We start from the raw sequence: 13,944 nt of genomic DNA on the forward strand, positions 1-13,944 counted from the left end.
GTCCCCCCTTATAGATAAAGCGGCATATGTTGTAAACCTGTTGTTTCTTCTAGTCCCGCTATTATGTTTGCATTTTGAATTGCTTGCCCAGCCGCACCTTTCATCATATTGTCTATAACAGAAACGACTGTCACTCTTCCTGTTCTTTCATCGTAAGCTATCCCCATATCACAATAATTTGAGCCCCTCACTTCTTTCGGACTTGGAAACTCTCCTTGCATGCGAATTCGAACAAAAGCTGATTGTTCATACGTTTCTTCATATAATTTTTGAAGTTGTTCTATTTCCATTTCTCGCTTTACTTTCGCATAAAGTGTAACCATAATTCCCCGTGATATCGGTATTAAATGTGTACTAAACGTGATTGGCTTCGTTTCCCTATTCCATTCCGCGAGCATTTGCTCAATCTCAGGAACGTGTTGATGCTCATTTACTTTATAAATACGCAAGTTATCGTATAACTCAGGAAAGTGAGTCATCGTTGTTGGCGTTTTTCCTGCTCCAGATACTCCTGATTTCGCATCAATAATAATGGAATCTTCTTCAATTATGTCGCTACGAACTAATGGCAATGTCGCTAATAATGCAGCTGTAGCAAAACATCCCGGATTTGCAATTAAATTTGCATTTTGAACCTCGGACCTTTTCCATTCACTTAGCCCATATACAGCTTTACTAAGAATTTCTTCTTTTGCAGCTGCCCTTTTGTACCACTGTTCATATATGAAAGGATCTTTCATACGAAAGTCTCCAGATAGGTCAATTACTTTTAAACCTACTGCTAATAATTTTGGAGTTAGCTCTGCTGATACTCCTGCCGGGGTTGCCAAAAATACAATTTCTGCTTCTTTCACTATTTCCTCCGCATCAATTTCTTGTAACGTATGAACAAGAACATTTTGAAAATGCGGATATACATTTGTTATACACTCGCCAACTTGTGAAAAAGAATGGAGAGATGCTATCGAAAAATATGGATGTTGTTCTAATAACCGAATTAACTCAATACCTCCATACCCAGTTGCTCCAATAATCGCGACCTTCATATGCTCCTCCTCATATCGATTCTTTAAATTAAGTATGATTATAATATTGTATATTTATAGAGTCAATTAAATATTTATTAATTTTACAAACTTAAAAAACTTAATTTTACTAGAAAAATAATATACACAACAGAATTTTTATACATAAATATTGCATAGTGGTTTTTTTATTTCACTTCAAGTACAATAAAACAATACATATGTACATACAGGCGGGGAAAACATGAATGAAAAATTAATTGAGAAAATGATTATAAAAAGTTTTCAGCAATATCAATGTAATCCTATGTCAAATGAGGATCAGGAAATGCTTGTTAAACATATTCAAACGATTATTCATTCAAATACTAAAATTGATGTATACGAGGCAGTTGAGGATATCGTTTACGATTATGTGACTGGAAAATAAAGTGAAACTTTAATCAGTGGGGGTTTTCTTCATCCCCCACTGATTATTAGTTGAACCAATCGGACTTTTATGGGCAGTTGATCCCCCACCTAACTTCTTTGCTTTCGCTGAATTTTGAGGGGGGTCTTACTGCCCATTAAAGCGGGATAAAAAAATAGGAGATTTCCATATGGAAATCTCCTATTTTTTACTTAATGATTTACCTGCTACGCGCTCAAATAAACCTGGGAATAAAGCATACAGTTTCGGACCAATGCCCATCCATTTCGGTAAATTTACTTCACGCTTTTTCGTTTGCATCGATTTTACAATTTGCTCTGCTACATATGTTGGTTTTAACATGTATCGTCCCATATTTTTCACATATGTACCGGATTGATCAGCTATTTCAAAAAAGTTTGTATCTATCGGACCTGGATTAATCGCTGTTACGAAAACATTCGTACTGGATAACTCCATGCGTAAACTATTGGTAAATCCTAATACTGCATGTTTCGTCGCTGCATACGCACTTGATTTCGGCGTTGCAATTTTCCCAGCAAGTGAAGCAATATTAATAATATGCCCTTCGTTTCTTTTCACCATATAAGGTAGAACTGCTTTCGTACAAGCTACTAATCCAAATACATTTACTTGGAACATATCTTTCACTTCATCCATTGACGCATCTTCAAACGTTTTAAAAATACCAAATCCCGCATTGTTTACTAATATATCAATACGTCCCACTTCTTGTAATACCTTTGAAAAAACAGATTTTATCCCCGTCTCTTCACTTACATCTAATACATAATAATAGCAAGGCGTATTATAAGTTTCTTTAATTTTGTCTGCTAGCGCTTTTAATTTCTCTTCTGTTCTAGCCATTAATACTGGAGTCGCTCCCTGCTCTGCAACTTGCATTGCAACTTGCTCTCCAATTCCACTAGAAGCACCTGTAATGACGATTACTTTATTTTGTAAACGTCCCGTCATTGCTGTCACCTACTTTGCATAATAAATCAATTGTTGCGAAGATTCATCAATCATCACTTGTTGATTATATGCTAAAAAGTCTAATTGTCCAACCGTTTCTGAAATAGTAAGTGGCAATTGTTCCTTATATAATACCGGAAATAGTTTTACACATACTTCAAATGCTGTCATTGGTTTTTCCTTTAATAACTCAAGCACTTTAAATGCACGTGTTTCTTGCTTTTGTAATCTCGTTTCAATAAGTTGCTTCACATGGAGAACATCTTCTCCATGTCCTGATAAAATGCGCGAAATATTCATTTCACTTAAACGCTTTAACGTTTGATTGTATTGTAATAATGGACGTGCCCTTTCTGTTTGTCCTTCATATGGTGGTTCTAATATTGGATTCGAAGAAATATGACTAATGAGAGCATCTCCGCCAATTAGTATTCCATCAGATTCTCTATATAATGAAATATGAGTGGAAGCATGACCCGGTGTTTCAATTACTGTAAAACCAGGCATTGAATCAATACGATCTCCCTCTCTCACAGTATGCGTTAACGATCTATTACAAGAATATTTCAGTGTCCTTGTCGTCAATAACGCCTCGTCTTTCAAAAATGCTGCTGGAACACCAAATTGTAAAGCCGTCTCTCTAAAAAAATCATGATATCGCTTTAAAAATTCTGGATTTTGCGTGATCCACGGCTCATTCCAAGGGTGTCCAATAATGTTCGTCTTCTCAGAAAATATATTTAAAAGCCCACAATGATCCGCATGATGATGCGTAATAACTACTGTTTTAATATCTTCTATCGTATATCCTAATGTACCTAACTGACTTTCTAACGCATTTCTTGCCTCTTCTGTATTCGTCCCTGTATCAATTAATGTTAATGTCTCCCCCTCAACTAAAAACACATTCACAGTTTCAACTGCAAATGGCACAGGAATCTCCATTCGGTGAATCGCCGTCATGCTTAGCCCCCCTGTCTCTTTCCGGTTCAAAAATGAATACTTCTTCAGTTTACAACTTCCTTATATATTTGTCATTATTTTCAGATAAAAAGAGGTGTTTCCTAGAAAAAAACGAATGTATGTACATTTATAAGAATTTCTAACCAAAATTAAAGGAGGAACATCATGTCTATTCAAAACATTTCCTTTCTCGGTGCGGGCTCTATTGCTGAAGCGATTATTGGTGGCTTGTTACATGCAAATGTTGTGAAAGGCGAACAAATTACTGTAAGTAATCGTTCTAATGAGACAAGGTTACAGGAGCTACATAACAAATACGGTGTCAAAGGTACACATAATAAAAAAGAACTACTTACTAATACAAATATTCTTTTTCTAGCAATGAAGCCAAAAGATGTTGCAGAAGCGCTTACCCCTTTTAAAGAAGACATACATAATAACCTGCTTATTATTTCGTTATTAGCAGGTGTTTCTACTCATTCAATTAGAAATCTACTTCAAAAAGACGTTCCGATTATTCGTGCCATGCCAAATACATCTGCAGCTATTTTAAAATCAGCTACTGCTATCTCATCTTCAAAACATGCAACAAAGGAACATATTCAAACTGCCATAGCTTTATTTGAAACGATCGGTCTCGTCTCTGTTGTAGAGGAAGAAGAGATGCATGCTGTCACTGCATTATCCGGAAGCGGGCCTGCTTATATTTATTACGTAGTAGAAGCGATGGAAGAAGCTGCAAAAAAAATCGGTTTAAAAGAAGATGTTGCAAAGTCACTTATTCTCCAAACGATGATTGGTGCTGCTGAAATGCTAAAAGCAAGTGAAAAACACCCGTCTATTTTGCGAAAGGAAATTACCTCTCCTGGTGGAACGACAGAAGCGGGCATTGAAGTATTACAAGAACACCAATTTCAACAAGCGCTTATTTCCTGTATTACACAGGCAGCGCAACGATCACATAACCTTGGGAAAACGTTAGAACAATTAACAAAAGAAAAATAAAAAATGGAGCTCAATCTTACTTGAGCTCCATTTTTTATAAACATATATTTTTAGTTATTCGTCTTCCCAAAAATCTCTTCTTGCAGACGGCGACCAGTCGGTGTTGCTGCAAGTCCACCTTCAGCTGTTTCACGAAGTGCTACTGGCATCGTTTGTCCGATTCTAAACATCGCCTCAATTACTTCATCACATGGAATCGTACTCGTTACACCAGCTAATGCTAAATCAGCTGAAATCATCGCATTTGCAGCTCCTGCTGCATTACGTTTTACGCAAGGTACTTCTACAAGTCCTGCAACAGGATCGCATACTAAACCAAGCATGTTCTTTAATGAAATTGCCATCGCTGTAGCTGCTTGGTCTTGTGTTCCACCAGCCATTTCAACTGCAGCTGCAGCTGCCATTCCACTTGCTGAACCAACTTCAGCTTGGCATCCTCCCGCTGCACCAGAAATACAAGCGTTATTCGCAACAACCATACCGAAAGCTCCCGCTGTAAATAAGAATTCAATCATTTCTTCACGTGTAGGCTGCAATTTTTCTCTTAGTGCAAATAGTACACCTGGCACTGTTCCAGCAGACCCTGCTGTTGGTGTTGCACAAATAATTCCCATCGCTGCGTTTACTTCATTTGTTGCAACAGCTTTACTCACTGCGTCCAAAATCGTATCTCCAGATAAGCCTTTTCCACTCTTCATATACGCCTGAACTTTTACAGCATCTCCACCAGTTAAACCAGTTGGTGATTTCACTCCGCGAATACCACGTTCTACCGCTTGCTCCATCACGACTAAGTTCTTTTCCATACCAGCAATTACTTCTTCACGTGAAATACTTCTTGTTTCCATTTCACATTGAATCATAATTTCTGCGATTTTTACATTTTGTTCTTTAGCTTGCGCCACTAGTTCCGCTGCGTTCCGAAACATGGTGTGTCCCCCCTGCAATTATTCCATAATAGTTACTTGACAAATATTTTGTTGCGCTTTTATTTCTTCAATCACTTCATCTGCTAATATTTCATCTGTTTCGATGACCATAAGCGCTCTTCTTCCTTTTTCCTTACGAGAAACACTCATTGTACTAATGTTAATCTCGTGTTTCGCAAGGATTGAAGCTACTGCTGCAATAGCACCGAAGCGATCGTTATTTACAATAAGTAGTGCTGGACTCGTGCCTGATAATTGAAGATCGAATCCGTTTAATTCTACAACTTCAATTTTACCGCCACCAATTGAGCAAGCAACAACTTCAATTTCTTCTTCACCTTTATACAAACGAATTCTCGCTGTATTTGGGTGAGGTGCATTGGCATCCTCTTCAATAAATTCCACTTCAATTTCGCGCTCTTTTGCTATCTCTAGCGCCTCTGGAATACGTAAGTCATCTGTTTCAAACCCTAATATCCCACCTATTAGCGCTACATCTGTACCATGCCCACGATACGTCTTTGCAAATGATCCATATAATGAAATGCTTACTCTTTCTGGTTCATGACGAAACAGCTGGCGAGCAACTTGCCCCATTCTTGCTGCGCCTGCTGTATGTGAACTTGATGGACCAATCATAACTGGACCGATAATATCAAATACTGAGCGATACTTCATCATAACTCCCCCTAAACCTCTATGAAAAAATTTTTTACTATTCTATTAAGCTACCAAATCGGTTGCTTTTCCAGTTGTACTACGAATTTGTTCCGCTATACGAATTGGATCGTTTTTGAATAACAGTGAAGCGATATATCCTGAAATAATACCAGTTATAATATGAAATAAGAAACTTAGCATTACCTTCATTTACACATAATATAAGATAATCTACAGTAAAGTCTTGTAGCAATCCAAAGTTTAACACAGAACCCCTTACAAGCATAGCACAAACAAGTGAAACGCCCATTGCTTTCATACCTTTTGATGCCTTAAAGCTAAAAAGTGAAAAAGGCTTCATACAAATAATAGTAATGTCCTTCCTATTATAATTTCCATGTTGCCCTCTCACAATTTATTCAACTTCACTTGTTATGATAAACGTCTCAAACACATGTAGCCTACAGTAAATTATAATCTGTCCTCATTATAGCTTGTTTTTAATAAAACGCTTACTTTTAATGAATTTTAAAAGTTCTGAATAACAATCTGTTTTTGCTATTTGTACTACTCGTATGTCGTCTGACTTATATAACAGTTTTTCTAAACAATCGATACTATGTTGTTTCATCTTATATCTTTGCATCATTAAAACTTTCTGTTTCATCCTATATAAGCGTAAAATGATAACAGTTTTATTTTTATTTTTTTTTAGAAATAAAAAAATGGCAACCTTTCGTCACCATTTTTTCACAACATTATTATCTGTCCACTGGAAATGATTTTAAATCTGTAGCTATTTCTGTATTAGAAAATAGCTCTCTTGCCTCTTTCAATAATTCCTTATATGTATCCCCTTGATAACGAGAACTAATATGAGTTAATATTAATCGTTTTGCATTTGCCTGAAGTGCAATACTCGCAGCTTGCTTAGATGTGGAATGAAAATAATCATAAGCTTGTTGTTCATCTTCTGCCGCAAAAGTGGCTTCATGAACTAGTACGTCAGCGTCTTGTGCCAGCTCTCTACTCGCTTCACAAAATCTTGTATCACCTAAAATGGTAATAATTCTTCCTTTTTGAGGTGGGCCGATAAAATCTTGTCCGTTTAGTATCGTACCATTTTCCAATTCAACCACTTCTCCATCTTTTAAACGTTTAAAGAGTGGACCTGGTTTCACACCCATCTCCAGCAATTTATCGACTAAAAGGGCGCCTTGTATATCTTTCTCTATAATACGATACCCAAAACATTCAATACCGTGTGACAATCTTTTCGTTTCCACCTGAAATTCATTATCTTCAAACACAGTACCTTCTTCTGTTATCTCAACAATTTCAAGCGGGTATTTTACATGTGTCGTGCTTACTGATAATGCGACTTCAATAAACTGTTTAATTCCTTTTGGTCCATACACTGTTAAAGGTGTAGTCCCTCCTTGGAACGAACGGCTTCCTAATAAACCAGGCAAACCAAAAATATGATCCCCATGTAAATGCGTAATAAATATTTTTTCAATGCGGCGTGGACGTACTGATGTATGTAATATTTGATGTTGCGTCGCCTCACCACAATCAAATAACCAAGTCTGTCCTCGTTCTTCTAACAATTGCAAAGCAATTGCCGAAACATTCCTTCCTTTTGAAGGAACACCTGCACCAGTTCCTAAAAATACAAATTCCACTTTCTTTCCTCCAGCTCTTTATATAATCTATCTTTCATCTTACGGAATGTTATTTCAAATGGCAAATCGAATTTACATAACCAATCATCTAGACAACTATATATCACGAACGTTATACTTAAAAAACTTAGCAATCGTTCGTGTTTTATGTTAAAATGATTATACTACATTTTAAGGGAGCGTTTTATTATGAAAGAAGCATTTCGTTTACAAACTGATTTTTCATCTTCATTTGATCGCTGGGTAAGTTCTTTCGTGTCTGATCACCCAGCACAATTAGAATGGACGACTTTGAAAGAATTAATCCATGAATATACAACAACACATACAAATGATTCGTTACCAACATATATTTCTTCAGCTTTAACATATTATGCACAACGTGTTTCAACAACAAATCGTTCAGAAATTGTTATTTTTGAAAATGTTACAATCTCATAATCTATAAAAAAAGCACTGTAATCAGTGCTTTTTTTATGTTTATTACGGTATTTATTTTCCAAACTTATTTCCAAAAACCCCCCTCTTATTTCCTACTATATAGCCAAGATGAATCTATTTGAGTTTTCAAAAAAATATATTGACACTACAAAATTTCAGTGCTAACATTCAACGTGTAATTGAATATGGTCTCTGTTAGGTGAGGCTCCTGTATAGAGAAACGCTGCTGCCCAAAAATGTCGAGAGACGCCAATGGGTCAACAGGAAAGGTCGGAATGAAGGCCTTTTTTAACGTAGCTGGTTTCAGTACCTATGCTATACAGTGCTAAAACTCAACGAGGGAGAGGTGCGTATATTTTGTCATACACAAAACTGTTTTAATCTATATTTACTAACAGTCTTTGTCGTGGACTCTTTTAACTACGAATTCAGACCTTTACTCGTTTTGAGTAAAGGTCTTTTTACGTATATATGCACCTTACTATGAAACAAACATAGCATATTCAGAAACTACTAAATTGTACGGAGGTGAGGAACAGTTGGCAATTGATGATTCGGCCCAGATACCCATATGTTTTACGTTAATATTTCATCATGTAGGTAGGAAAGAAACTGTTCCTCCTAATTTTAAATAGTCGAGTAACAGCTTGTTTCCTCCTTCATGAAAAAGGAGGAACTACCGATGTTAAATTTACAAAAACAAGAAACGAAACATTCATACGATCAAGATTGTATGAAAACAAATCACAAATTATTAGTGGAAGTCGCAACGCAGGATGCAAACAAAGCGTTACGACTTTTAGAAACAACAGAAAATGGACTCTCTAAAGAAGAAGCGTCTCGTAGACTTTCTTTATATGGCCTTAATGAAATAGCTCATAATAAAACATCACCGTGGTACATTCAATTTCTGCTGGCATTTAAAAATCCATTTATTTTTGTTTTATTAGCTCTCGGCGCACTTTCTTTTTTCACAGATGACATACAAGGAACGATTGTCGTATCTGTAATGGTAATGCTAAGTGCAACGATTCGCTTTTCACAAGAATTTCGTTCTCAAAAAGCTGCAGATCAGTTAAAGGCTATGGTTCGAACAACGGCGAGTGTCTTTAGAATAGATGGATTTGTACACGAAACAAAAAATGTAAAAAATTTAAAGCAAACTGATACAACGGAAATTCCAATTGAGGAACTTGTACCTGGCGATATTATTTCACTTTCAGCCGGAGACATTGTTCCAGCTGATGTGCGTATTTTATCGGCTAAAGATTTATTTGTGAACCAATCTTCTTTAACAGGAGAAGCACTTCCTGTAGAAAAATACGAAAACTGCTACCATACAGAAAATAAACATCTATTACCGAAAAGCACGAAAAAAAATTACAATCCACTCGATATGGAAAATCTTTGCTTCATGGGGACAAATATTGTAAGTGGTAGCGCAAGAGCGGTTGTCATCTCCACAAGTACCGATACGTATTTTGGCTCTTTAGCAAATAAAGTAATCGGTAAGCGCGTAGAAACAAGCTTTGATAAAGGTGTAAACAAAGTAAGCTGGCTTTTAATTACATTCATGCTTATTATGGCACCTATCGTTCTTCTCATTAACGGATTCACAAAAGGGGATTGGCAAGAAGCTTTCTTCTTCGCTATTGCAATCGCAGTTGGTCTAACACCTGAAATGTTACCAATGATTGTGACTGCTAATTTAGCTAAAGGTGCCGTTAACATGTCTAAACAGAAAGTAATTGTAAAACAGCTGAATTCTATTCAAAACTTAGGTGCTATGAACATTCTTTGTACCGATAAAACAGGAACTTTAACAGAAGATAAAGTTGTACTTGTTCGCCACTTAGATCCTAATGGTAATACATGTAATCGTGTATTACACTTTGCCTATTTAAATAGCTTCTATCAAACAGGATTGAAAAATTTAATAGATAAAGCCGTTATAAAACATACAGAAGAAAATCAAAAATTTGATCCATCTGTTTTTCAAAAGCTAGATGAAATTCCATTCGACTTTGCTCGTCGGCGTATGTCCGTCATTGTAAAAAACAATTCAGGTGAACATACAATGGTCTGTAAAGGGGCTGTAGAAGAAATTTTATCTATTTGCAACTACACTGAAATAGATGGCAAAATTGCTTCTCTTACCGATGACATGCGCTTACATGTAAAACAACTAAGTGAAACTTTGAATAGTGAAGGTATGCGCGTTATTGCTGTAGCTTATAAAAAAAATAGACCAACAAATAATAAAGAGTACGCCGTACAAGATGAAAATGATATGATTCTCGCTGGATATATTGGCTTTTTAGATCCGCCGAAACCATCTGCCGCTACTGCCATTCAAGCATTACAAAAACATGGTGTACAAGTAAAAATTTTAACTGGTGATAACGAAATCGTGACAAAAAAGGTATGTAAAGAAGTTGGATTAAATATTGGCGAGCCTATCCTTGGTTACGAAATCGATGCTTTACCTGATAAAGCATTAGCAAAGCTAGCCGAAGAAACAACTGTTTTTGCTAAACTAAATCCAATGCAAAAATCCCGCATTATACGAGTATTACAAGGAAACGGACACACTGTAGGTTATATGGGAGATGGCATTAACGACGCCGTAGCGTTACGGGAAGCTGACGTTGGCATATGTGTTGATACTGCAACTGATATTGCAAAAGAGTCTTCCGATATTATTCTACTTGAAAAAAGTTTAATGATATTAGAAGCAGGTATTTTAGAAGGACGCACTACATTCGGTAATATTTTGAAATACATTAAAATGACAGCAAGCTCTAACTTCGGAAATGTATTTAGTGTGTTAGTAGCAAGTGCCTTCATTCCTTTCTTGCCGATGCTTGCCATTCACCTTTTAATTCAAAACTTACTTTATGATATTTCACAACTGTCTATCCCATGGGACAAAATGGATAAAGAGTTTTTAGAAAAACCAAGAAAATGGGATACTGCAAATTTACGGAACTTCATTATTTGCATCGGTCCCATTAGTTCCATATTTGATATCATCACCTATGTGGTCATGTGGAACGTCTTCGGTGCAAATACAGCTAGCGAACAATCATTATTCCAATCTGGTTGGTTTGTCGTTGGATTGCTAACACAAACTTTAATTGTTCACATGATAAGAACACAGAAGATTCCATTTATTCAAAGTACCGCATCAGTACCGGTTCTTTTATTAACCGCTTGTATTATGATAATCGGAATTTATATTCCATTCTCGCCACTTGGAGCAGCCGTTGGATTACAAGCATTACCACTTAGCTATTTCCCTTGGTTAGTAGGAATACTATTAGGCTATGCTTTCTTAACACAATTCCTGAAAAATCTTTATATTAAAAAGTTTCATAGCTGGTTATAAAAATGAGAATGAGCGGGTGCTTCCCGCTCATTCTCAAAAACATAACTTAGACTTATATGTACGGAGGTGACCATGATGGTATGGTATGACATTGTACTAAGATTATTTATTGCAATTATTGTAGGTGCTTGCATCGGAATGGAACGACAATGGAGACATAGGATGGCTGGGCTACGGACAAATGCTCTCGTATCACTTGGTGCCTGTATATTTGTTTTATTATCCGTCATGATTGATCACGATGCTAGCCCTTCACGTATTGCCTCTCAAGTCGTCAGTGGGATTGGTTTTTTAGGAGGCGGCGTTATTATCCGCGATGGTTTTAGTATTAGGGGGCTTAATACTGCGGCTACCCTATGGTGCGCAGCTGCTGTTGGTACTCTTACAGGCGCTGGTTTCCTCATTGCAGCTATATTAGGTGCAGCTGGTGTTTTACTAGCAAACATACTGCTTCGCCCAATCGCTCTCTTTATGAATCAGAAATCAAAAGAAGAATCACCTGAACAAACGAACTACTTACTTTCTCTCACTTGTTCAGAAGAACATGAAGCCCATATTCGTTTTTTACTTATGCATATGGTAAGTTCTGAAGGCATTGGTTTAAAAGAATTGTATAGTGAAGACGTAGATTCTAATCAAAAAGTATGTATACAAGCGACATTACACTGCAACACAAATACAGCAGTCTTAATTGAAAAAATAGTGAGCAGAATGCTATTAGAATCTGGCGTTACTGCAGCTGGTTGGAAAACTTCATTAGATTTAGAAGCAAGTTGAACATAAAAGGTGTCATGATATTTACAGCTTCATGACACCTTCTACATAAACTTATTTTCTAATTTTTGCTGAAAAGACTTTTCTTGCTTACGTAATAATTGACTACCTCGTTGTAAAAGCGGCATTCCATACTTATCATTAATTTGATCAATGACAGCAAGTAGCGGCTCTTCTTTCGCATCTTCTTCAAATGAAAACAAATCTAATTGCTTCACCGATTCAGTCTTCCACTCTATTTCAGTAGCTGTAACACCTAATAAACGAACGGAATCGCCATCCCAATGTTGCTTCCATAAACGAGAGGCCGCTTGAAAAATATCTCGTTCTTCCCAAATGGCATTTTTCAATTGCTTACTCCTCGTTACTGTCCGCCTATCATGATATTTAATCATAATTTGAATATTATAGCTGACAAGAGTTCGCTTTTGTAATCTTTTACTCACTGATTTTGATAGCCTTTCTAACATATCAAGTAATTCTTTTTCTTCATCCATATCCTTTGAAAAAGTCATCGAATTACCAACGCTTTTATGTTGTCCCATTTGACTCGGATCAACTTCTCTATCATCCACACCTTTTGCCCTTCTTTGTAAATCAACACCATGCTTTCCAATTTTAGCGCGAATGATATGTTCATTTCCTTTTGCTAACTGTTCAATTGTTTGTATATGAATATCTTTTAATTTCTCAGCTGTTTTTTCTCCAATTCCATGCATCGCTCCAACCGGAAGTGGCCAAATCATTTCTGGAATATCTCGTTTTCGGAGCACGGTAATACCGAGAGGCTTTTTCATATCAGAAGCTGTTTTTGCTAAGAAAAGGTTCGGAGCAATCCCGATGCTACATGGAAGCTGCAATTCTGTTAATAACGCCTGCTGAATCATCTTTGCTATTTCAAGAGGTGAACCGAGTGCGTAACAGTCTGTAATATCTAAATACCCCTCATCTATTGAGACTGGTTGTATTTTTTCCGTAAAACGGGAAAGAATTTGAAACATTTGAAATGAAGCTTCGCGATATAATGTAAAATTAGGGCGCCTTACAATTAATTGCGGACATAACCTTTTCGCTTCCCAAAGTGGCATCGTTGTACGTATTCCATATTCTCTCGCCTCATAACTACATGTTATGATAATTCCTTTTCTTTCTTTTTCATTTCCAGCAACCGCTAACGGCTTCCCTTGTAACGATGAGTCATGAGCAATTTCAACAGATGCGAAAAAACAATTCATATCTACATGTAAAATAACACGACCTTTTTTTGGATACATTTCTCGCATAGTACTCACCCCCTAATCAGAACGTTCGTTCTTTTATTATAGCAAATTTTGCACAATAATTATAATTATTACTTGTTCTTTTCCATCATATTTATTGCTATAATTTAAATAAAGTGGATATTTTTTGTAATTAGGGGTGATTATTATGAAATCAACTGATAAACTCAATTATACGTTTCTCATAATTATACTAATCGTCACAATCAATTATTTACTTCTTCCTATATTTGATATAAACATAGCTGGTTTCTTTCCTCGTCTAGTCCATGTAGTAACAACTTACATACTGCCATGGATTTTCTTGTATTGGCTTATCCGCCTTGTAAAAGCAATCGAATCAAAGTAAAAAGCGTGTAAATCACAATTGATTTACACGCTTTTTTGTT

General features: G+C 36.3%; 14 protein-coding genes and 1 riboswitch. Of the genes, 6 read left to right on the plus strand and 8 right to left on the minus strand.

All coding sequences use genetic code 11. The features are described 5' to 3' along the window. Positions 1–8: 8 nt before the first annotated feature. Positions 9–1,046, minus strand: a complete 1,038-nt coding sequence (argC, locus tag ACTFNE_RS02155) for an N-acetyl-gamma-glutamyl-phosphate reductase (protein ID WP_270706410.1) — start codon at positions 1,044–1,046, stop codon at positions 9–11. A 223-nt stretch (positions 1,047–1,269) separates the two neighbouring features. Here argC and ACTFNE_RS02160 point away from each other — a divergent pair, with 223 nt between their 5' ends. After that, positions 1,270–1,455 carry a YqzH family protein gene (locus ACTFNE_RS02160; RefSeq protein WP_046197857.1) on the plus strand — a complete coding sequence of 62 codons (186 nt, stop codon included), beginning with the start codon at positions 1,270–1,272 and terminating at the stop codon, positions 1,453–1,455. Positions 1,456–1,635: 180 nt separating this feature from the next. Here the strand turns inward: ACTFNE_RS02160 and ACTFNE_RS02165 are convergent, their stop codons facing one another. After that, positions 1,636–2,430 carry an SDR family NAD(P)-dependent oxidoreductase gene (locus tag ACTFNE_RS02165; protein WP_000147807.1) on the minus strand — a complete coding sequence of 265 codons (795 nt, stop codon included), beginning with the start codon at positions 2,428–2,430 and terminating at the stop codon, positions 1,636–1,638. A gap of 9 nt (positions 2,431–2,439) precedes the next feature. Continuing rightward, positions 2,440–3,393: an MBL fold metallo-hydrolase gene (locus tag ACTFNE_RS02170; RefSeq protein ID WP_270706411.1), complete on the minus strand. Its 954-nt coding sequence runs from the start codon at positions 3,391–3,393 to the stop codon at positions 2,440–2,442. Between the two features lie 165 nt (positions 3,394–3,558). Here ACTFNE_RS02170 and proI point away from each other — a divergent pair, with 165 nt between their 5' ends. Then, positions 3,559–4,398: a pyrroline-5-carboxylate reductase ProI gene (gene proI, locus ACTFNE_RS02175; protein ID WP_000027267.1), complete on the plus strand. Its 840-nt coding sequence runs from the start codon at positions 3,559–3,561 to the stop codon at positions 4,396–4,398. Positions 4,399–4,448: 50 nt separating this feature from the next. Here proI and sdaAA read toward each other — a convergent pair whose 3' ends face one another. The 4 genes from sdaAA to rnz form a co-directional block, all read right to left on the minus strand. Continuing rightward, positions 4,449–5,327, minus strand: a complete 879-nt coding sequence (gene sdaAA, locus ACTFNE_RS02180; protein WP_000489462.1) for an L-serine ammonia-lyase, iron-sulfur-dependent, subunit alpha — start codon at positions 5,325–5,327, stop codon at positions 4,449–4,451. Between the two features lie 18 nt (positions 5,328–5,345). Further along, a complete protein-coding gene (sdaAB, locus tag ACTFNE_RS02185; RefSeq protein WP_000877446.1) occupies positions 5,346–6,005 on the minus strand; it encodes an L-serine ammonia-lyase, iron-sulfur-dependent subunit beta in 660 nt (219 codons plus the stop codon). Between the two features lie 45 nt (positions 6,006–6,050). Continuing rightward, positions 6,051–6,197: a hypothetical protein gene (locus ACTFNE_RS02190; RefSeq protein ID WP_001998205.1), complete on the minus strand. Its 147-nt coding sequence runs from the start codon at positions 6,195–6,197 to the stop codon at positions 6,051–6,053. 551 nt (positions 6,198–6,748) lie between these two features. Beyond that, a complete protein-coding gene (rnz, locus tag ACTFNE_RS02195; RefSeq protein WP_270706412.1) occupies positions 6,749–7,672 on the minus strand; it encodes a ribonuclease Z in 924 nt (307 codons plus the stop codon). A gap of 189 nt (positions 7,673–7,861) precedes the next feature. On the opposite strand from rnz, the gene ACTFNE_RS02200 reads away from it, so the two are divergent. The 3 genes from ACTFNE_RS02200 (at position 7,862) to ACTFNE_RS02210 (ending at position 12,278) form a co-directional block, all read left to right on the plus strand. Beyond that, positions 7,862–8,113: a DUF3932 family protein gene (locus tag ACTFNE_RS02200; protein ID WP_000656494.1), complete on the plus strand. Its 252-nt coding sequence runs from the start codon at positions 7,862–7,864 to the stop codon at positions 8,111–8,113. 184 nt (positions 8,114–8,297) lie between these two features. Then, positions 8,298–8,465, plus strand: a riboswitch (M-box (ykoK) riboswitch). A 330-nt stretch (positions 8,466–8,795) separates the two neighbouring features. Continuing rightward, entirely contained in the window at positions 8,796–11,501 is a 2,706-nt protein-coding gene (gene mgtA, locus ACTFNE_RS02205; RefSeq protein ID WP_046197852.1) for a magnesium-translocating P-type ATPase, read from the plus strand. A 75-nt stretch (positions 11,502–11,576) separates the two neighbouring features. Further along, positions 11,577–12,278: an MgtC/SapB family protein gene (locus tag ACTFNE_RS02210; RefSeq protein ID WP_000262357.1), complete on the plus strand. Its 702-nt coding sequence runs from the start codon at positions 11,577–11,579 to the stop codon at positions 12,276–12,278. A gap of 41 nt (positions 12,279–12,319) precedes the next feature. On the opposite strand, the gene ACTFNE_RS02215 is transcribed toward ACTFNE_RS02210, so the two are convergent. Beyond that, a complete protein-coding gene (locus ACTFNE_RS02215; protein WP_001208839.1) occupies positions 12,320–13,558 on the minus strand; it encodes a DNA polymerase IV in 1,239 nt (412 codons plus the stop codon). Between the two features lie 145 nt (positions 13,559–13,703). Here ACTFNE_RS02215 and ACTFNE_RS02220 point away from each other — a divergent pair, with 145 nt between their 5' ends. Beyond that, entirely contained in the window at positions 13,704–13,904 is a 201-nt protein-coding gene (locus tag ACTFNE_RS02220) for a hypothetical protein (RefSeq protein ID WP_270706413.1), read from the plus strand. The last annotated feature ends 40 nt before the right edge of the window (positions 13,905–13,944 follow it).

Origin of the sequence: Bacillus cereus group sp. MYBKT111-2 (genome assembly GCF_051915205.1) — a bacterium.
Classification (GTDB): domain Bacteria; phylum Bacillota; class Bacilli; order Bacillales; family Bacillaceae_G; genus Bacillus_A; species Bacillus_A paranthracis.

What these genes read in the sequence shown, in the direction of transcription:
- ACTFNE_RS02210 (WP_000262357.1), top strand. Translation starts at nt 11,577, where the DNA reads ATGGTATGGTATGACATTGTACTAAGATTATTTATTGCAATTATTGTA.
- sdaAA (WP_000489462.1), bottom strand. Translation starts at nt 5,327, where the DNA reads ATGTTTCGGAACGCAGCGGAACTAGTGGCGCAAGCTAAAGAACAAAAT.
- sdaAB (WP_000877446.1), bottom strand. Translation starts at nt 6,005, where the DNA reads ATGAAGTATCGCTCAGTATTTGATATTATCGGTCCAGTTATGATTGGT.
- ACTFNE_RS02190 (WP_001998205.1), bottom strand. Translation starts at nt 6,197, where the DNA reads ATGAAGGTAATGCTAAGTTTCTTATTTCATATTATAACTGGTATTATT.
- mgtA (WP_046197852.1), top strand. Translation starts at nt 8,796, where the DNA reads ATGTTAAATTTACAAAAACAAGAAACGAAACATTCATACGATCAAGAT.
- ACTFNE_RS02215 (WP_001208839.1), bottom strand. Translation starts at nt 13,558, where the DNA reads ATGCGAGAAATGTATCCAAAAAAAGGTCGTGTTATTTTACATGTAGAT.
- ACTFNE_RS02220 (WP_270706413.1), top strand. Translation starts at nt 13,704, where the DNA reads ATGAAATCAACTGATAAACTCAATTATACGTTTCTCATAATTATACTA.
- argC (WP_270706410.1), bottom strand. Translation starts at nt 1,046, where the DNA reads ATGAAGGTCGCGATTATTGGAGCAACTGGGTATGGAGGTATTGAGTTA.
- ACTFNE_RS02170 (WP_270706411.1), bottom strand. Translation starts at nt 3,393, where the DNA reads ATGACGGCGATTCACCGAATGGAGATTCCTGTGCCATTTGCAGTTGAA.
- ACTFNE_RS02200 (WP_000656494.1), top strand. Translation starts at nt 7,862, where the DNA reads ATGAAAGAAGCATTTCGTTTACAAACTGATTTTTCATCTTCATTTGAT.
- ACTFNE_RS02165 (WP_000147807.1), bottom strand. Translation starts at nt 2,430, where the DNA reads ATGACGGGACGTTTACAAAATAAAGTAATCGTCATTACAGGTGCTTCT.
- ACTFNE_RS02160 (WP_046197857.1), top strand. Translation starts at nt 1,270, where the DNA reads ATGAATGAAAAATTAATTGAGAAAATGATTATAAAAAGTTTTCAGCAA.
- proI (WP_000027267.1), top strand. Translation starts at nt 3,559, where the DNA reads ATGTCTATTCAAAACATTTCCTTTCTCGGTGCGGGCTCTATTGCTGAA.